Below are 19,276 nucleotides of genomic sequence, written 5' to 3' on the forward strand. Positions count from 1 at the left end.
CGACTTCTGGTATAGTCATGTAACTGAAAAGAGAACTTCAGAAGGGAGAAATGCAATATGCGAAAAAAGCAGGATATCATGTGGGAGCAAAGTACACTTTGGGAATCAGTGGAGAAATGGGTGACTAAGTATTTGAATAGTTACCACACTCTTTTTTATTGACGGACACACAAAAATAAGGATATAATTTTTACTAGAAGATTGACGAGGAGAAGTTGTATGAGTCAGGATATTATTAATAATCGTTTTTTGGAAGAGTCGGTATTTGCTATTGCCGATGGATACTGCGTGATCAATCTCACAAAGAATATCGTACGTGGTTCCATGTATCAGGTAGTTAATGGAAAGAAATATAACCTGAATGAACAATTAGGTTTACCAGAAAATTCAAATCTGCAAAGGCTGGTAGATGCATGGGCATTGACCATACCTGAGGAAGGTCTTAAAGATTTTCTGCACGAGTTTAACAGAGAACGATTATTAAATCGGTTTGAAAATGGTGAACGGCATATATCGTTCCGATACTGGACCAGGACTGCTACTTTTGAGCCTATGCTTGCAGAAGATCACATGGCTCTGTATCGGGAAGAGGAAACCGGAGATGTCATTGCAGTTAATTATGTTCTTGACCGTACAGAACATTATCGCTTAGAGGAAAAAGAGCGGGCACTGGAAAAATCAAACAGAGAGTATGCGAAGCTTCTGGAAGAAGAGAAAAAGCATACAGCTATGATCGAGGAATTGACAAAGAAACTGCAAAGTCAGCTGGAGTTGTTTACCGTATCCATCCCCGGCGGCGTCAAAATCAGTAATGATGACCCGGAATACTCTTTCAAATATGTTTCAGAACAATTTGCAAATATGCTCGGTTACGCAACACCAAAGGAACTGTTGGACGCTTCTGGCGGTAACATTATCGGCCTTGCTCATCCGGATGATGTGAAGGTCGGACTTGCAGATGCATTAAATCAATATACTCATTCCGATCATTATGCTACTATTTACCGGATACGCTGTAAGGACGGTACATACAAATACATCGAAGATCGTGGACAGAAAGTGATAAAGGAAGACGGAACCATTGAACATTGGAATCTCATGCTGGATAAAAATGACTTCATGCACAAATCAATTGCCTTGGAAAGTGAAAAGAAAGCAAATAAAAGCAAGTCTGATTTTCTCTCCAGGATGTCTCACGATATGAGAACCCCGCTGAATGGAATTATCGGATTGCTGAAGATTGCTGAGAAACATTTTGATGACAGGGAATTGGTCCTGGAAAATTTCAGAAAAATGCAAGTAGCTGCAGACTACCTATTGTCTCTTATTAACGATATCCTTCAGATGAGCAAGATTGAAGATGGAAATGTACCTCTGACGCAGGAAATCATCAACTTTAAGGAATTAAGCCAGGATGTTCTGGCTATCATAGAACAGCGGGCAAAAGACAGAGGAATCCAGATGCAGTTCTGTTCAAAAAAAGAAGGGCTTCGATATCCTTTTATTTATGGAAGTCCGGTGCATTTAAGACAGATATTTCTTAATATTTATGGAAATTGTATTAAGTATAACCGAATTGGCGGCAAGATAAGAACTGTATCAGATTATACAGAAGCTGTTGACGGAATTACGACATATGAGTGGACCATAACTGATACTGGCATTGGTATGAGCAGGGAATACCAGGAGCATATATTTGAGCCGTTTTCGCAGGAAAGAGAGGATGCAAGAAGTACACAGCAGGGAATTGGACTGGGAATGGCGATTGTAAAAGGTCTGATTGAAAAGATGGGTGGAACTATTGAAGTTAAAAGCAAAGAGGGAGTTGGCTCAACCTTTATCATCAGGATTCCGTTTAAACTTGCTCCCGCACTAGATACAGTAAAGAAAACAGCGGCACAGATGGATATCAGCGGATTAAACTTATTGCTGGTGGAGGATAATGAACTGAATGCAGAAATTGCGGAAACGCTGTTGTCTGATGAAGGTGCAAATCTGACAGTTGCAGAAGATGGACTGCAGGCAGTCAGAATGTTCCAGGAGAAACCGGAAGGTTATTTTGACGCAATTCTGATGGATATCATGATGCCTGTAATGGATGGGATTACTGCGACAAAAACAATCCGGTCACTGAAACATCCAGATGCTGAGACGATCCCGATTATTGCCATGACAGCAAATGCATTCAGAGAAGATAAAGAAAAGTGTCTGGCAGCAGGAATGAATGCTCACTTGGCAAAGCCTATAAAAATTGAAAACATAAAGAGAATTTTGTGTGAATATTGTGTGTAGTGGTTGCAACTTCTCAAATCCGTATACCTATTTTTCACGTTGTGTAGGATATTATAACGTAAATGTAAAACTGGCAGGTATTTCTGCTGAATAAGACAGCAAATATGAATTAAAAGGTCATGGCAGAGCCATGACTTTTCTTTTATCCTAATTTTCCCTATTATCTACTATCCCCAATCTCCTCCACGCATTTTCGGTACATCTGATGAATTGCTATTTCCACGACTTCTGGTATAGTCATGTAACTGAAAAGAGAACTTCAGAAGGGAGAAATGCAATATGAGAAAAAAGCAGGACATCATGTGGGAGCAAAGTACGCTAATAACAAAGCAAATACAAGCAATAAAAATGGAATTCCCTAAACCAGAACTCCACTTTATATTATTTCTTCAATAATATCTTCGTATAAAAAAATGTCTCCCCTGGGGCACATCTTTGAGAGGTGCGGGGAGTCCTGTTAATATTATTATATGTATAACAGATAATAATATCAATGTGCAAAATAGCCCAAATTCATCCTAATCCCTGACAATGCAACCTGACATACGCAAAATACACAGATTTTCTATCCAACATTATTGACGTATGAAAAACTTCGTGGTATTTTATTTTTGATAAAAATGGAAATTATTTCAGGGCAAACCTGCTGAAAGGCAGGGACGCAAAGCCAGAAGTGGCTAAAATCAGTGTGATGTTAAAGAAATATAGTAGGGACGCTGGCAGGTTTTGGAAGGTGTCCTTTTTTGTATGCAAAAATGGATAAGAAAACTGGCAGGGATAGGTTCTCTGTATACAGATAAAAGCAGGATAACGAAGCATGAAACAGAGTGAGGATTTTTATAAAATGGGAAATTATGAAGACAAAATATATTCTTTAAGTGAGACTGTACCGGGACAGACACAGACCATGTCACAGGCAGTACAGAAAACACTGGAAAATAATGGCGGAGTAGGCATAATGACAGGATATTATGACCAAAACCTGTCTGTTTTATCTGTGAGCAATCTGCTGTTACATAGTACAGGATATACATTCGACTCTTTTATGAAGCAGACAAACGGCTCGTTGAAAAACTTCTTTTATGACGAGGAAGATAGACTGGAGCGAGACCGTTTTTTGCAGCTTCACGGAACAGGGGAAGCACAGATCCTTACAGCAGACGGTACAGTGAATAATGTACGGCTTTGTAAAGAGGATGCGACAGATGAGGCGGGCAGACAGATATGGGTTATGTCCGTACAGGTCAACTGGGATCATGTAAATCTGGCACTGCTCAATGAGGCTATCTGTTCCGGCTTCTGGTATTTTGACTGTGACGAAAACAGTGCGATTGTGAATGCAAACTGGAGTCATGAATTCCGAAAAATGCTTGGCTATCATGACACTCTGGACTTTCCGAATAAACTGGAATCCTGGTCAGATCTTCTGCATCCACAGGATAAAGAAAGAGTAATGGTGCAGCTTCAGGCGGCAATTAAGGATAAGACGAACCAGATAAAATACCAGGTAGAGTATCGTATGAGAATGAAGGATAATCAATACCAGTGGTTTCGGGCATCGGCAGAAGTAATACGCCGTCTGGATGGTTCTGCCAGCAGGATTGCTGGGATTTTTATTAACATTGATGGGGAGAAAAAAGAAATCATGCAGGCACAAAAATCTGCTGCTTTCCACCGAGCTTTTACAAAAGCAGATCTGTGCGAGTATTATGTGAATCTGGAAGCGAATACTTTTGATACCTTTAAGGTTGAGCCGTCCCTGATGACCGTCTTTGAACAGAGTCATACATGGGATGAACTGATCCGGCATTTTGTGGATTCCTATGTTGTGGAGAAAGATAAGAAGGCGGTATCCTCTTTTTACGACCGTGGTTATATTGCAGAAAGGCTGAAGGGTCTGGAAACCGAATTGGCTTTGGAGTGCCGTATCACTCTGAATGGAGAAGAACGATGGGTCCGTAATGTGATCATACGCGGCGAGATAGAGGATTCAGAATATGCCATGATCTTTCTGCGGGATATCACAGAGACAAAGGTGGAGAGTGCACGGCATCTGCAGATGGCAGCGGATAATGCTTCCATGGAGCAGCTGATCCAGAGTATTGTGCGTCTGGTTGACCGTTTTGTTGTCTGTGATCTGGAAAATGACAGATATGAATTCTACAATCTGAATGGACAGATGATATATAAACCTCTGGGATTTTATCATGATTTTCAGATGCAGGTTCTTGAAAAATATAAGACACTGGAACCATTGGAAGCTATAGATATCCTGATAGCCCCGGATAATATTCGGAAAAAACTGAAAAGTGAAAATGATATTTATAAGTTTGAGTATTGCAGCCAGGATGAAAAGACTTATAAGATCGCTTCTTACATACCCCTGGAATGGGAGGATGGAAAACTGGTAAAAGTATTGCTGGCATCCATGGATGTGACACAGGAGAAAAAAGCAGAGATTGAATCCCGTCAGGCACTGAAAGAGGCTTACCGTTCTGCAGAAAATGCGAATCGTGCGAAAACAGAATTCCTTTCCAATATGTCCCATGATATCAGGACACCAATGAACGCCATTGTCGGTCTGACAGCGATCGCAGGAGCAAATATTGAGAGTCAGGAGAGAGTTATTGAATGCCTCAGCAAGATTACAGAATCAAGCCGCCATCTGCTGGGGCTGATCAATGAAGTGCTGGATATGGCACGTATCGAAAGCGGAAAAATGACGCTGGCACAGGAAGATTTCAATCTGTCAGAACTGGTGGATAATCTTATTACGCTTACGAAACCGGTGCTTGATGAACATAAACATAATTTTGATATACATATTAATCACATTGAACATGAGGATGTCTGCGGTGACAGTCTGAGGATTCAGCAGGTATTTGTGAATCTGATGAGTAATGCGATCAAGTATACACCGGATGGTGGGAATATTATTTTTTCCATAGAGGAAAAGCCAAATGGATTTTCAGAGCTTGGATGCTATGAATTTACGATTGAGGATAATGGAATCGGTATGTCACCGGAATTCCAGAAAATCATGTTTGATCCTTTCAGTCGCGCAGATGACCACCGGACAACCAGAGTTCAGGGAACTGGTCTGGGAATGGCGATCAGCAGAAATATTGTTAATCTGATGAATGGTAATATTAAAGTGGAAAGCACCTTACATAAGGGAACCAGAATTACGGTAACGATTTACCTGGAGCTTCAGGAAAAAGAAAAAGCACAGGACAAAAATCTGATGAATCTTCCTGTTCTGGTTGTGGATGATGATAAGACATGCTGTGAAAGTACAGTTGCCACACTGAAGGAAATTGGTATTATGGGTGAATGGGTTCTCTCTGGCAGGGAAGCGGTTGAGCGCTGTTATGCACGGCATGAGTTGAAAGATGATTACTTTGCTGTTATTTTAGACTGGAAGATGCCGGAGATGGATGGTATAGAGACTGCCAGACAGATCCGGAAACGGATAGGAAAAGAGATCACCATCATTGTATTAACATCTTATGAATTCAGCGAGATTGAAGAAGAAGCAAAGGCTGCAGGTGTAGATGCTTTTATTGCAAAACCGCTGTTCCGTTCCAGGCTGACGGCAACATTGCGGCAGTTTACTTCGGACAGAAAAGAAAAAGCAGCAAGAAATTATCTGCAGAAGCTGTCAGAAGCAGATTATACAGGAAAAAGAATTCTGGTGGTTGATGATAATGAGTTAAACAGAGAAATTGCTGTTGAAATTTTACAGATGACAGGGGCAGAAGTGGAAACAGCAGAAAATGGAAAAGCTGCAGTTGAAAAAGTGGAAGTTTCTCCGAAAGGCTTGTATGATCTTGTTTTTATGGATATCCAAATGCCTGTCATGAATGGTTATGAGGCAACCGCAGCGATCAGGAGCCTTCCGGGTGAACAGGGAAAATTGCCGATCGTTGCCATGACTGCCAATGCTTTTGCAGAAGATGTACAGCTGGCAAAAAACACAGGCATGAATGGACATATCGCAAAACCGCTGGATATGAATAAGCTGAATGATGTCCTGGAAAGCTGGCTGTAATTGATTCCCGATTATTGAATTAATGTTTTTAGCAGGAAAGAATGAGGAAAATACGAGTATGAAAAAGGCAAAACATTGTCTGATAGCTTTATTGTCAGGGGTGCTTGTAGCAACTACTGTTTTGTCTGGCTGTGGACAATCTGAAAAAGCAGTATCTGAAAATGATGATCACCTTACTGTGTATCTGTGGGAAAATCGTTTAATGAAAAATATTGTACCCTATATCTATGAGCAGTTTCCGGATCAGGATATTGAGTTTATTACCGGCAACAATGATACCGATTTATACAGTTATTTTGAAGAACATGGTGAACTGCCGGATATCATAACTGTACGTCGATTCTCAGGAACAGATGCACAGGATCTGGAGCCGTATCTTATGGATTTTGCTTCTTATGATGTGGTTTCCAGATATTACTCTTATGCATTGCAATATTATAAAAACTCAAAAGATGAGATTCAGTGGCTTCCTATCTGCGGTATGCCGCAGACGATCATTGCCAACAAGACATTGTTTGAGCAGTTCGGGATCAAGATACCGGAAAATTATAAGGAATATGCACAGGCGTGCCAGCAGTTTTATGATAATGGTATAAAACCTTATTCTCTGGATCTTGCAGAAGACTGGTCTGCTCATGAGGTGATCCAGACCGGTGCAATTGGTGAATTCATGAGTCTGGATGGAATCAAATGGAGAAGTTCAGCTGAAAGTTCATCAGGGGATATCGCGTTTGATGACACATTATGGGAACGTATTTTTTCAGAAACCAATACATTTTTGAAGGACTCACATTTTACAAGTGATGATATTAGCGTCGATATTAATACTGCAGCGCAGATGTTCCTTGAGGGAAAAGCAGCAATGTTTCATGGTTATCCGGCACTTATGCAGGAATATCAGGAACAGATGGATGCAGAATTAACCCGTATACCGTTTTTTTCACAGATTTCGGATGAAGCTTTTATAAATATGACCCCTTCTCTGAATATTGCATTCAACAAAGACCTGGAAAAAGATCAGGAAAAACTGGACCTGGCATTCGATGTCCTGGATCGTATGATTTCAAAAGAAGGACAAACGCTGATTGCAGAAGGAAAGGGTGTAATTTCATTAAATGTAGATGTTCCAAACATGATGGAAGATGTACCTGGCCTTGAAGATGAAATTAATAATAATTCTGTTTATATCCGATATTCTGCTCAAAAATCATTTGATGCCAGCCTTAAGGCTGTTCACGGATTATTGTCAGGGGAAATGGATGAAACACAGGCTTATGATGCTTTTCGCAGCACAATGAACAGCAAGGATTCAAAAGAAGAAACCACAGTTAATTTTGAAAACGAATATGCCATTTCGCTAAATGATAAAAACGGTCGCGATGCGGCATCTTCTATTTTAACTACGATCAGAGAAGAAAATGATGCTCAGCTGGCTTTGGTACCATATTATTATTTTACTTCTTCCATTTACAAAGGGGAGTGCACCGGCAGCCGGGTTGCTTTGATGACAGCAAAGAGTTCAGATACACCATTATATCTGGCAAAAATCAATGGCAAAGAGGTTTATGAACTTGCGGAGAAATATCTTGCTGATTCTGATGAGAAATTTCATGTAACCAATAAATATGAATTACCAATTGCATCCGGTATGAAAATAATCGTCAGTCAGGAGGAAAACGGATTCTCATTACAGGACATAGAAGTAAATAAGAAAAAAACAGACAAAGACAAGGAGTACTCTATTCTTCTTACAGACACCACAATGTCTGTTTTGAAAAAAATAAATCCGGAATGTGAGATCAGGCAGCTTAAGGGCACAACATTATCAAGTGCATGGACTGCAGCAATGGCAAACGGACAGCAACCGTCAGCACCGGAAGATTATATAGAGGTTGAAAAATAAAAGTGGGAAAAGAACAAGCGATAACAAAAAGAAAAAAGATCATAGTACCATTGTTTTTTTTAATTCTTATACTTTTAAGCTTAATTTTTGTAAAGCTCCTTTTGAACAGGATGAACAGCTATATCGCAGAAAACGGGAAAAGCAATATGGGAGCTGTTGTTGAACAGATACAGCAGACCTATGATCTGCAGGTGAATGGATACTACAGTCAGCTGCATTTGCTTGAGGATTCTCTTATTCAGGAGGACGGAGGGCCTCTTGGACTGGATATAAACAAAAAGTTCTTTGAGGCATGGCAGAAAGAATCTGAAAGTACACTTATATTTCTCCAGGAAAATGGAAAGGCAATAACCACTGATGGAACAAAACTTCGGGTTGACATGCCAAGTAAACTTTTGTTGGATTTGAGGAACGGATATAATATTGGAAAATTGGTTTCTCTTGATTACAACCAGAAGAAAAAAGATGGTTATCTGGTTGCAATTCCATGTCAGGAATATACGATTAATGGGGAAACTTATACGGCAATTGGAACCTTGTATGATCATTCAAAATTAGATTCCATGTTAAGTGTGAAAAGCTATAACGGGAATGTGTATCTGTTTATGCTGGATAACGACGGAAATATTACTTATACAAATCAGAAAGAAGATAAATTTTTTAGGAACTATTTTTTGTTAAAGTATTTAAAAGGAGATCAGGCTATCACTGAGGAAGAGGCTGATTCTCTTCAAAAAAAACTGGATGGCAGAGAACAGGGGGTAGAACTTCTGGGAAGTGACAAACCTTACTATTTGGGATACTGTCCGATAGAAAATAATAACACCATGCTGATCTGTATTGTAGAAAAGAGTGTTGTAGATAATGTACTGAAAGATTATCAGAAAACAATAGGATTTACAACATTACTCATGGCAGGTTTTATACTTTTGCTTTTTGCCGGATTATTCTACAGTATTTCCAGACGCCGTCTTGCTGATCAAAAAGCTGAATATGAAAAAAGAAATAATGAGATTCAGATACAGGCATTGAGGGAAATGCAAGTCGCCAATAAAAAACTGAAAAAGGCAAAGGACATTGCAACGGAAGCCTTGCAGACAGCTGAAAATGCAAATAAGGCGAAAACAGATTTCCTGTCCAATATGTCACATGATATTCGTACACCAATGAATGCAATTATCGGTATGACGTCATTGATCAGACATGATGCAGGCAATAAAGCGAAAGTAATAGAGTATGCAGATAAAATAGACATTTCATCACAGCATCTGTTAGGAATCATCAATGATGTTCTGGATATGAGCAAAATTGAGGCAGGAAAAACAGTTTTTAAGTATACCGATTTTTCCATCTTGGATTTTATTACAGAACTCAATACCATATTCCATTCACAGATAGACGAAAAAAACCAGACTCTTACGATCATAAAAGAAAACATCCGGCACGAGTGGGTGAATGGTGACAAGGTTCATTTAATGCAGATTTTCAGCAACTTGGTTTCTAATGCAGTGAAATACACGCAGAAAGGTGGAAAAATTCAGTTTCTGGTAGAAGAATGTGAGACAAAGTCATCTGTCTACGCAAAGTACCGTTTCTTAGTCAGCGATAATGGAATAGGAATATCGGCAGATTTCAAAGAGACGATCTTTGATGCTTTTACCCGGGCTGAAAGTTCTGTAACTAATAAGATACAGGGAACCGGTCTTGGAATGGCTATTACCAAAAATCTGGTTGAAGCAATGGGAGGTACCATTGATGTGGAGAGTGAACTGGGACAGGGAAGCTGTTTTGAGGTTCTCATAGATCTGAGAATTGCAGAGGACAGAAAGGTTGTTTTGACAGCACAGGAAGAAATAGATGAACCGGATAGTAATACCTTGAAAGGAATGAGGTTCCTGTGTGCAGAGGATAATGAGCTAAATGCAGAAATCCTGATGGAACTGTTAAAGATTGAGGGCGCAGAGTGTATCATCTGTGAAAATGGTGAAAGAGTTCTGGAGGCATTTGAACAGTCTGCCCCAGGGGATTATGACATGATCCTGATGGATGTGCAGATGCCTGTTATGAATGGCTATGATGCAACGAGAGCAATCCGCAGGAGTACTCATGAACTGGCAAAGACGATTCCGATCATTGCTATGACCGCCAATGCATTTTCTGAGGACATTCAGTATTCTCTGGCAGCCGGTATGAATGCCCATATTTCAAAGCCGGTTGATATGAAGACGTTGGAAAAGACGATAAGAAGAATAAAAATCGGCGGGAGGGGCACCGAAACGCAGGCCATTGAACAGTGACAAATGGATATAAAAAGCAGAAAAACATATTTAACAGAAGCAGCCTGCCGGGTTTTATCTGAAAAGATGATTCCCAGGCAGGTTTTATTTTTTGTCCGGAAAGTTGAAAAAATCAATGTGTAAAATAGTTGAAATTTACAACCTTCATTCTATATGCTAAAATGAAAAACAATGAAAATTGGAAAGGAATCAGTGATACAGTTCAATATCAGAAATTCCTTTTTGAATGCAAAGCATGGAGCAGAATTCGAATGCCCATTTACTGTAAAGAAACAGATAAGGTGATCAGATGACAGACAGAAAAGTAAAACTGCAGAATGAGATAGAGCAGTTATCGCCGGAAGAGCTTGAGAAAGAAATTGAAAATAATAAAAGAAAAGTTGCACGAAGCATTATATTTATAGCAGCCGCAGCTATTGCTTTTATCGCGATCTGCATTGCCTGGTTTGTCAGTAATAACCGGGTAAGCGGAACTTCTGGAACAGTCAGTGCAAAATATTCGGGGATAGAGATCGGCTCAGAGGGAAAAGCCGGTGTTCATGATGATCTTCTGCAGAGAATAAAAAATGGAATTAACACATCTCAGGGTGGAAGCATAAACTGGATGCTGAGTGAAAACAGTAATATGAAAAACTATAAGGATGGAGACAGCTTCAATGAGACCACCGGAGCGGAGTATAGAAAAGAGTACGCCATGGAGCCGGGCACGAAAGGAAAGCTGGATTTTTTTATTAAACCATATGAAGCAGGATATTTATCATTGGACTTCTCTCTGGATATTTCTCCGTTTCATATTGAGACAGATAAGCCGGTAACTGTAGGAAATAACACTGCGGAAGCAGGTCTGCTGAGCGGGCATATCCTGTATTTCCTGGGAGAAAAACAGTCTGATGAAAATACAATAAAATACACTTGGATCAAAGACGGAAAGTTTCAAATCAAGATACAGAATGCAAAAAAAGATACAAAATACAACTATTCAATCTACTGGGTATGGCCACTGAATCTATCTACAATACTTTTGAATAATGGTGATGAATTCTTAAATGAAAGCGATGTGGAATTTGATGATAAAGACTCCACAGGAAAACTTAGGAATACTATTGTAACAGATATGACTAAACATCCGGAAAAGTATTTTTTCAGTTCACTGACGGGACAACCACTTAATACAAATTATGCTGAAGTAAAAGAAATTTCCAAAATTCATGAAAACAGCGGAAAGAAGGATGGTATATATGACAAACAGCTTTTTGTTGACCTGTCTTCCTATTATAATCAGGCTGACATGAAAATAGGAGCAGGGATTTCTTTTGTTACAGCAACTTTAAGATATCTGGGAACAACAAACAAAACGACAGAGGCACAGAATGAGCGTTAATACAGACGATAAAAAAAAGAAACGAAAATTGATCTTGTCCGGTGCGGCACTGGTGATTTCAGCTCTGCTTCTGGCAATTTCCTATGTGTCGGATTATCTGATCTACACAAATGCGAAGTTTTATAACGGCATTATTTCCACAAGAGACTTTGACTCAAAAGGTAACTAACAGAAACGGAGTTTCAGCTTTTTCAGACATCTATACTCAAATCCCCGGTCAGAAGAAAGGTCAATCAGACAAAATCTTCCGGTCGGGGATTTTTTGGCGAAAAGAACAGGCTGAATTCAGTTGACGTATAGGATATCCTCTGTGAAGCTATCATCTTAACGGATAAAACGGATAAATTAACAGAAAATAATTAAAAATACAAATAAATAGTAAAATATAAAAACATAAAACAAATAATAAACAAAAATATTAATATAAAAATACAAAAATGTATTGACAAAACAACACAACAGTGTTATTATAAGACCATCAAAAAGAACAAGAGATAAAACAAAATCAAAAAAATAAGAAATTCATTCAATTCATAGCATAGATGCACATGAAAGGATGAAGATAAGAAAGGAAAAGGTGATTCCAGTGGGAACATAATAAACAACTTCATCAATATGAGAGTGACAGGAACCGGATTTCCTGCAAGAAAGACCTGATACATATCACATAATGATATCCCTTAAGAAATACATCAGTTTCTCTCATAAGATATAAATAAGAACCTCTTAAATCTTACTTATATTTTAACATCAGTTAAAATGAGAGAAATCAGAAACATAAGGAATTCGGTATTTCAGGTATTATAGAATCGGTAACTCATATTGAACAACTGTCACACACCTGATACAAAGATTTCAGGAAATATGTAAAGAAATATTTCTCGAAAGAGTAAAACCCTCAGCTCACCGGTTCGTTGGAAAGAAGAGATTCCAGGAACAGAAGTGAAGATGAGAACGATACTTTGAAATGCATATCAGATTCATAAGGATATGGATTGAAGCTTTGCATCAGAAGAATATCTGATAGGATATTAATAACAGAAGAAACGGGAAGGAACTTTTTTCAGGATACTTTAGAAGGGCTGCAGAGGAGAAAATCCCAATAGGTCGATTTGAATCAGCAGATCATAAAGTACAGAGATGACAAACGGTTTTGAATTTAAGAAGTTAAGTCCAGAATTGTTTAGGAAACAGAAAAAAGTGTAACCACCGAAATTCTTCAAAAAAAGAAATCGAACCTCGGACAAATCGATTTCAATCCTATAGAACTTTCTAAATAATCGAAAAGATATATTTACATATATCAATCGTTTATGAGCAGGAAATAAAAAAGAAGAGAGAACGTAGAAAAAGAAAAGTGTAAAAAATAGAATAAAGAGAATCGAAATTATTTTATAACCATATAAAATCAGAGATTTCGATTAACAAAAAATCATATAACCAGAAAACATTATTCAAAAACTAAGAGGAAGAAAAATTGAATAACGAAGAGTGTTGAGACGGTCATCATTTTTGGAAGCTGTTAAAGTAAAAAAAGTGATGACCGTCTCATTGTGTGTTGATTTACCAGTTGCTATCCCAAATATCATCGGTTATACTTCTCTGAGAAAGGAAGAAAGTTGCGAAATTCCATATTCCACCACATCACAAAAATATCCCGCGGAATATTACACAGGACAGCAACGAAAAGAATCTATGTGGAACAGTCAGATCGAAGAAAACATTTTATATGAAGATAAAGAAATTCTTGTATGCAGAAAACCATCCGGAATGCCGGTACAGGCAGCAGGAATCGGAACTATGGACCTGGAAAGCGCCCTCAAAAATTACCTGGCGCAGAAAGCACCCGGAAAAATGCCATACCTGGCAGTGGTTCACCGCCTTGACCAGCCGGTAGAAGGTGTACTTGTATTTGCAAAAACTCCGGGAGCAGCCGGAAACTTAAGCAAACAGATGATGGCAGGCGGCGCCGGAAAGTATTATCTGGCAGTAACCGAAGGAGTACCAAAAGAGCAGGAGGGAACTCTTATCAGCTATCTGAAAAAGAACGGAAGAGCAAACATGTCTCAGGCAGTACCGGAAAATACACCTGGTGCAAAAAAGGCAATCCTTCATTATAAAGTCCTTGACCAAAAAGAAATAAACGGAAAGAAACGCACGCTTCTGAGAATCAAGCTGGAAACAGGACGTCATCACCAGATCCGGGTACAGCTTTCTCAGGCAGGAATTCCCCTTCTTGGGGATCGGAAATACAATCCTGCCGGTGAAAAAGGAACATCCCTTGGCCTTTGCTCCTGCAGCCTGGAATTCAGACATCCCAAAACAGGAAAGCCAATGAAATTCCAGACAGAGCCTCAGGGCAGCGCATTTCTGGATTTTGTGAAAAAACTGTAAAAACTCTGGACGGAAATACGAAAAAGTGTATAATGTAAAAAGCGAGTAACCAAATGTAAGATTTTTGTAAAGTATACGTTACTGTGGACGGATAAGAGAGGCCATGAAGAACAGTAACCAGCGAGGAAGAGGAGATTACAATGAAAAGAGTTGCAGTAATGTCAGTGGCCTTGTTGGCTGCGGCGACTCTGCTGACAGGCTGCCAGAAGGAAGAAGTAGAGAAGCTTGTTGCACCGCTTGTAGCAGATGTCCAGGAAACCCCTGAAGCACAGGAAATGGAAGAAGAGAAGAATCCGGCAATTCCGGAAATTGATACAACTCTTTCCATAGAGTCAGGAGCCAGGATCGCAGTTGTCAGTAAGAGTAAAAAAGGTGAATTCTGGGATAAAGTAAAAGAAGGAATGGAAGCTGCGGTAAAGGACGTAAACACAGCTTATGGATTCAAAAAAGAGGACCAGATCACAATGACTTTTGAGGGACCGGATAACGAGGAAGATGTGGAAAGCCAGATCAATACTCTCGATGCAGTAATCGCCGAGAACCCGTCAGTTGTCTGCCTTTCAGCCGGAGATATGGAATCCTGCCAGGCACAGCTGGAGGCAGCCAAGGAGAATGGAATCCCGGTCATTGCTTTTGATTCCAATGTCAGTGACACGAAACTGATCAGAGCTTTCCGTGGAACAGACAATACACAGATTGGTAAATATGCAGCCTATAAACTGGGAAGTGCAATTGGAAAAATGGGCAATGTAGCAGTTTTTTCCGCACAGGAGAAGACACAGAGCGCTCAGGAACGAGTGCAGGGATTTCTTGATAATATTGCCAACTATACGGATATTAAGGTGGTAGAAACCATCTATTCCGATCAGGTTGACGATATGAAGGAAGCCATGAAAGAAGTTCTCGACAAATATCCTGCACTGGATGGAGTTTTCTGCATCAATGCCAATGTTTCCGAGATGTTCCTGGAAGTAAACAAGGATAACGGTGAAAATAAAGTTGCCATGGTAGGTGTGGACGCCACCAGCAAACAGCAGGAAGCGATCAAAAACGGAGAAGAACTTGGAGTTCTTTCCCAGAATCCATATGCAATGGGATATCAGACCATGTGGGCAGCCATTCAGTCCACGGCACCGAAGAAAGAAACAAAAATAGAAAAACAGGTTCTGCTTGACCCGGCGTGGATCGATGCAGAGAATCTTGAAAGCGAAGACTACGCAAATTATATGTATAACTGACAGACAGCAACTGCAAAAAAATTAAAAGCCATTTACCAGATGAAGACATAAAAAAGATTTCATCTGGTGGATGGTTTTTTTGTTTTACAGAACATTTTTTGCGAATAAAAACAAAAAATATGAACAGAATAAACAAATAAAAAGTTTGCGAAAAAATGGTAAAAATATAACGAATTTGATGATTTTTTGACACAAAACAAATATATTTTTCGTTAAATTGCATAATAATCGTTGTTTTAAAAACATAATTGTGATACAATTTGGATATGCAGAGAGGCGGTGATCAGATGATCCAGGAAACGATCAAGGCAGTGAAAGAGGCGGAGGCAAAAGCACAGCAGAAAATAAAAGACGCATCCGTCCGTGCACAGAGTATCATCAGCGAAGCTGAAAAAGAGGCGGAGGAGATTATCAGAAAAGCGGAAACAACCGCAGGCGAACAGGCGGCATCTGATATGAAAGCAGCCGAGGAACGTGCACACAGTACAGAGAACACTGTCATTGGACAGGTAGAGGAGGAGCTTGCAGCTTTGAAAAAGAAAGCGGAGTCGAAGCATGAGCAGGCCATCCAGGCAGTAATGGACAGTTTGTTCTGAGAGGGGGAATGCGAAAATGGCAGTATTGCAGATGCAGCGAATCAGTATCTGCGCTATGAAGAAGAACCGTAAGGCCATATTGGAAGAACTGCAGTCACTTGGAGTATTGGAGATCGATGCGGCGGAACTGGACCCGGAACTTAAGACCATGGATACCATGAATGCCAGACTGATCTTCGAAAAGAACGCATCCCTGTGCGATCAGGCAATCGAGATTCTGGATGAATTTTCGAAGGAGAAGGGATCTATGCTGGCATCCCTGGCAGGAAAGCCTCTGATCGGAAGAAAGCAGGAGGAAGAAGCCATCCGGGATCAGGAAGAGATCCTGAGGACAGCCAGAGAGATCCAGGGGTACCGGAAGAAACTCACAGAGAACAGCGCAGCAGTTGTTAAGATCGAACAGCAGGAAGCGGCACTTGCTCCATGGCTGGATCTGGATATCCCCATGAATTCGCAGGGAACAGCGAAAACGGCAGTACTTGTGGGAAGTATTGACGGGAATGTAACTCTGGACCAGGTATACAGTCAGCTGGCAGTGGACGCACCACAGCTTGAAGCTTTTGACATCCAGGAAATCTCAAATGATGCCGGTAAGCTGAGCCTGGTGGTTGTCTGTCTGAAGACACAGGCACAGGAGATGGAAGAAGCACTCCGCATGCAGGGATTCGCAAGACCGGCACAGCTGGTATCAGAGGTTCCGGCACAGGAACTGGAGAACCTTAAGAATGAAGTGGTGCGCATCCAGGAAGAATCCGAACAGATCCGGGAGCAGATCCGTGATCTTCATGACAGGAAGAATTCCCTTCAGCTTGTATCCGATTACTTCCGGATCCGTGCACAGAAATATGAAGTTTTAGGTCAGCTCCGCCAGTCAGAGAGCACTTTTTTTGTGACAGGATATCTTCCGAAGAAACAGGTTCCCGCAATGGAGAAACGGCTTACGGAGAAGTACGATATTGTTTTTGAAGCAGAAGATGCTGATGGAGAAAATGTTCCGGTTGCCCTTCAGAACAGCAGATTCGGAGCGGCAGGAGAAGGAGTTCTTGCAGCGTTTGGTCTTCCCGGAAAGGGAGAGATCGATCCGTCCACCATTATGACAGCCTGTTATGTATTCCTTTTCGGACTGATGTTATCAGATGCGGCCTACGGGCTGATCGTGTTTGTGGTCTGTCTGGGAGTGCTTCTGAAATTCCCCAGAATGGAAAGCGGAATGCAGAAATCCATCCGGCTGTTCATGTACTGTGGACTGTCCACTTTGTTCTGGGGCGTAATGTTTGGCGGATATTTCGGAGATTTTATCGATGTATTCTCAAGAGTATATCTGCATAAACCGGTCACTGTGAAGCCGGTATGGTTTGCACCGTTGAATGAGCCTATGAGACTTCTGGTGTTCTCCATGCTGTTTGGCCTGATTCATATGTTCCTTGGAATGGGACTTAAGGGCTACATGCTGATCCGTGACAAAAAATATCTCGACTTTTTCTGCGATGTAGTACTCTGGTTCATGCTCCTTATGGGACTGATCCTTATCTTTATCCCGAGCAGCATGTTTCGTTCTATTTCTCAGATGAACCTGAACCTTCCGTCAGCAGTGATACAGGTGGGCAAATGGATGGCTATTATCGGAGCAGTGGGAATTCTCTTCATGTCAGGAAGAGATAAGAAGAATCCGCTCCTCCGTCTGGCGCTTGGAGCTTACGACCTTTATAACATCACAGGATGGGTCAGTGATATCCTTTCCTATTCCAGACTTCTTGCTCTGGGACTGGCTACCGGTGTTATCGCATCAGTTATGAACCAGATGGGCAGTATGCTGGGAGACAGCATTTTTGGATGGATCGTATTTATTCTTGTATTTGTGATTGGTCATACATTTAACCTTCTGATCAATCTTCTGGGTGCATACGTGCACACCTGCCGATTACAGTACGTAGAGTTCTTCGGCAAATTCTTTGAGGGCGGAGGAAAAGAGTTCCACCCCTTCCGCGAAAATACAAAATATGTAGATATTAAGGAGGATTAATATTATGAGTGGTATCGTTTGGGCATTATTGGGAGCAGCAATTTCCGTAGCTCTTGCAGGTATAGGTTCCGCTATCGGCGTTGGTACAGCCGGCCGTGCAGCAGCAGGTGTTGTAACAGAAGATCCGGACAAATTTGCCAAGGTTCTGCTTCTTCAGCTTCTTCCTGGTACCCAGGGTATTTACGGACTGCTGGTAGCATTCCTTGCACTTTCCAAGGTCGGGATCCTGGGCGGCGGTGTTGCCGATATTTCTCTGGAAACCGGACTTATGATCTTTGTGGCATGTCTCCCGATCGCCATTGCAGGCCTTCTTTCCGCGATCCATCAGGGAAAAACTTCCGTAGCTTCCATCGGCATCGTAGCCAAGAAGCCGGAGCAGTTCGGTAAAGCCATGCTTTTCCCGGCAATGGTTGAGACATATGCGATTCTGGCTCTTCTGATCTCCATTCTTGCAGTCAGCGGAATTCAGGTTTGATTCATCAGGAGGGGCAGATCATGACAGGATTAGAGAAGATGGTAAGCCAGATTCTTGAAGAAGCCGATGCTTCTGCAGCCGTTATGATCAGTGACGCGGAGAAAAAAGCCGCGGAGATCCTCGGGGAAGCCGGAGAAAAAGCTGATAAGATCCGGCAGCAGAGGGAAGAACAGTCCAGGGCAAAGGTGAAAAGCTATGAAGAGCGGACAGCTTCCGCCGCAGATATGAAGAAACGTACCGCAGTTCTTGCAGCCAAGCAGGAGCTGATCGGGAAGGTGATTGCGGATGCCTGTGACCGTGTGAAGAATCTGGATGAAGGAAAATATTTTGAGATCCTTAAGAGTATGGCAGAGAAATATCTGCTTCCAAGAGAAGGAGAGATCTGTTTTTCAAAGAAGGATCTGGAACGTATGCCGGCGAATTTCCGTGAGGAGATTAAAGGCCTGGCACAGAAAAAAGGCGGCACACTGGAGATTTCCGGTGAAGCCAGAAATATAGACGGAGGTTTTATCCTGGTATACGGCGGCATTGAGGAAAACTGTTCCATTGATGCCATGTTTGCAGAGAAACGGGATGAACTTCTGGATCAGGTAAGAAAGATTTTGTTTGCGTAAAACACCATCGCA

12 protein-coding genes and 1 riboswitch are annotated in these 19,276 nt (G+C 41.0%); all 12 genes read left to right on the forward strand.

Translation table 11 applies throughout. The annotated features are described in order from the left end of the window. Positions 1–219: 219 nt before the first annotated feature. Positions 220–2,292: a hybrid sensor histidine kinase/response regulator gene (locus tag G5B06_RS09200; RefSeq protein ID WP_173762086.1), complete on the forward strand. Its 2,073-nt coding sequence runs from the start codon at positions 220–222 to the stop codon at positions 2,290–2,292. 626 nt (positions 2,293–2,918) lie between these two features. Continuing rightward, positions 2,919–2,977: riboswitch (cyclic di-GMP riboswitch) on the forward strand. Between the two features lie 159 nt (positions 2,978–3,136). After that, the gene (locus tag G5B06_RS09205) at positions 3,137–6,343 is read left to right on the forward strand and encodes a response regulator (RefSeq protein WP_173762037.1); all 3,207 of its coding nucleotides are present in this window, start codon (positions 3,137–3,139) and stop codon (positions 6,341–6,343) included. Between the two features lie 58 nt (positions 6,344–6,401). Continuing rightward, complete coding sequence (locus tag G5B06_RS09210; RefSeq protein ID WP_173761969.1) at positions 6,402–8,246, forward strand: ABC transporter substrate-binding protein; 1,845 nt, start codon at positions 6,402–6,404, stop codon at positions 8,244–8,246. Positions 8,247–8,392: 146 nt separating this feature from the next. Next, a complete protein-coding gene (locus G5B06_RS09215) occupies positions 8,393–10,543 on the forward strand; it encodes an ATP-binding protein (RefSeq protein ID WP_173771833.1) in 2,151 nt (716 codons plus the stop codon). A 289-nt stretch (positions 10,544–10,832) separates the two neighbouring features. Next, positions 10,833–11,924 (forward strand): hypothetical protein, encoded by a 1,092-nt coding sequence (locus G5B06_RS09220; protein WP_173761971.1) that lies wholly within the window; start codon positions 10,833–10,835, stop codon positions 11,922–11,924. After that, entirely contained in the window at positions 11,914–12,093 is a 180-nt protein-coding gene (locus tag G5B06_RS09225) for a hypothetical protein (protein ID WP_148445303.1), read from the forward strand. The genes G5B06_RS09220 and G5B06_RS09225 overlap by 11 nt, the downstream gene beginning before the upstream one ends. 1,526 nt (positions 12,094–13,619) lie before the next feature. After that, entirely contained in the window at positions 13,620–14,318 is a 699-nt protein-coding gene (locus tag G5B06_RS09230) for an RluA family pseudouridine synthase (protein ID WP_173761972.1), read from the forward strand. A gap of 140 nt (positions 14,319–14,458) precedes the next feature. Next, positions 14,459–15,556 (forward strand): substrate-binding domain-containing protein, encoded by a 1,098-nt coding sequence (locus G5B06_RS09235; RefSeq protein WP_173761973.1) that lies wholly within the window; start codon positions 14,459–14,461, stop codon positions 15,554–15,556. A gap of 287 nt (positions 15,557–15,843) precedes the next feature. Then, the gene (locus G5B06_RS09240; protein ID WP_173761974.1) at positions 15,844–16,152 is read left to right on the forward strand and encodes a hypothetical protein; all 309 of its coding nucleotides are present in this window, start codon (positions 15,844–15,846) and stop codon (positions 16,150–16,152) included. A 16-nt stretch (positions 16,153–16,168) separates the two neighbouring features. Then, entirely contained in the window at positions 16,169–18,175 is a 2,007-nt protein-coding gene (locus G5B06_RS09245) for a V-type ATP synthase subunit I (protein ID WP_173761975.1), read from the forward strand. Positions 18,176–18,179: 4 nt separating this feature from the next. Next, a complete protein-coding gene (locus G5B06_RS09250) occupies positions 18,180–18,650 on the forward strand; it encodes a V-type ATP synthase subunit K (protein WP_015526259.1) in 471 nt (156 codons plus the stop codon). 20 nt (positions 18,651–18,670) lie between these two features. Further along, positions 18,671–19,264: a V-type ATP synthase subunit E gene (locus G5B06_RS09255; RefSeq protein WP_021977448.1), complete on the forward strand. Its 594-nt coding sequence runs from the start codon at positions 18,671–18,673 to the stop codon at positions 19,262–19,264. Positions 19,265–19,276 lie beyond the last annotated feature (12 nt).

It is taken from the genome of Blautia luti (assembly GCF_013304735.1).
Taxonomy (GTDB): domain Bacteria; phylum Bacillota; class Clostridia; order Lachnospirales; family Lachnospiraceae; genus Blautia_A.

Coding starts and splice junctions, on each gene's coding strand:
- G5B06_RS09220 (WP_173761971.1), top strand. CDS start 10,833: ATGACAGACAGAAAAGTAAAACTGCAGAATGAGATAGAGCAGTTATCG.
- G5B06_RS09235 (WP_173761973.1), top strand. CDS start 14,459: ATGAAAAGAGTTGCAGTAATGTCAGTGGCCTTGTTGGCTGCGGCGACT.
- G5B06_RS09210 (WP_173761969.1), top strand. CDS start 6,402: ATGAAAAAGGCAAAACATTGTCTGATAGCTTTATTGTCAGGGGTGCTT.
- G5B06_RS09250 (WP_015526259.1), top strand. CDS start 18,180: ATGAGTGGTATCGTTTGGGCATTATTGGGAGCAGCAATTTCCGTAGCT.
- G5B06_RS09230 (WP_173761972.1), top strand. CDS start 13,620: ATGTGGAACAGTCAGATCGAAGAAAACATTTTATATGAAGATAAAGAA.
- G5B06_RS09205 (WP_173762037.1), top strand. CDS start 3,137: ATGGGAAATTATGAAGACAAAATATATTCTTTAAGTGAGACTGTACCG.
- G5B06_RS09200 (WP_173762086.1), top strand. CDS start 220: ATGAGTCAGGATATTATTAATAATCGTTTTTTGGAAGAGTCGGTATTT.
- G5B06_RS09245 (WP_173761975.1), top strand. CDS start 16,169: ATGGCAGTATTGCAGATGCAGCGAATCAGTATCTGCGCTATGAAGAAG.
- G5B06_RS09225 (WP_148445303.1), top strand. CDS start 11,914: ATGAGCGTTAATACAGACGATAAAAAAAAGAAACGAAAATTGATCTTG.
- G5B06_RS09255 (WP_021977448.1), top strand. CDS start 18,671: ATGACAGGATTAGAGAAGATGGTAAGCCAGATTCTTGAAGAAGCCGAT.
- G5B06_RS09240 (WP_173761974.1), top strand. CDS start 15,844: ATGATCCAGGAAACGATCAAGGCAGTGAAAGAGGCGGAGGCAAAAGCA.
- G5B06_RS09215 (WP_173771833.1), top strand. CDS start 8,393: ATGGGAGCTGTTGTTGAACAGATACAGCAGACCTATGATCTGCAGGTG.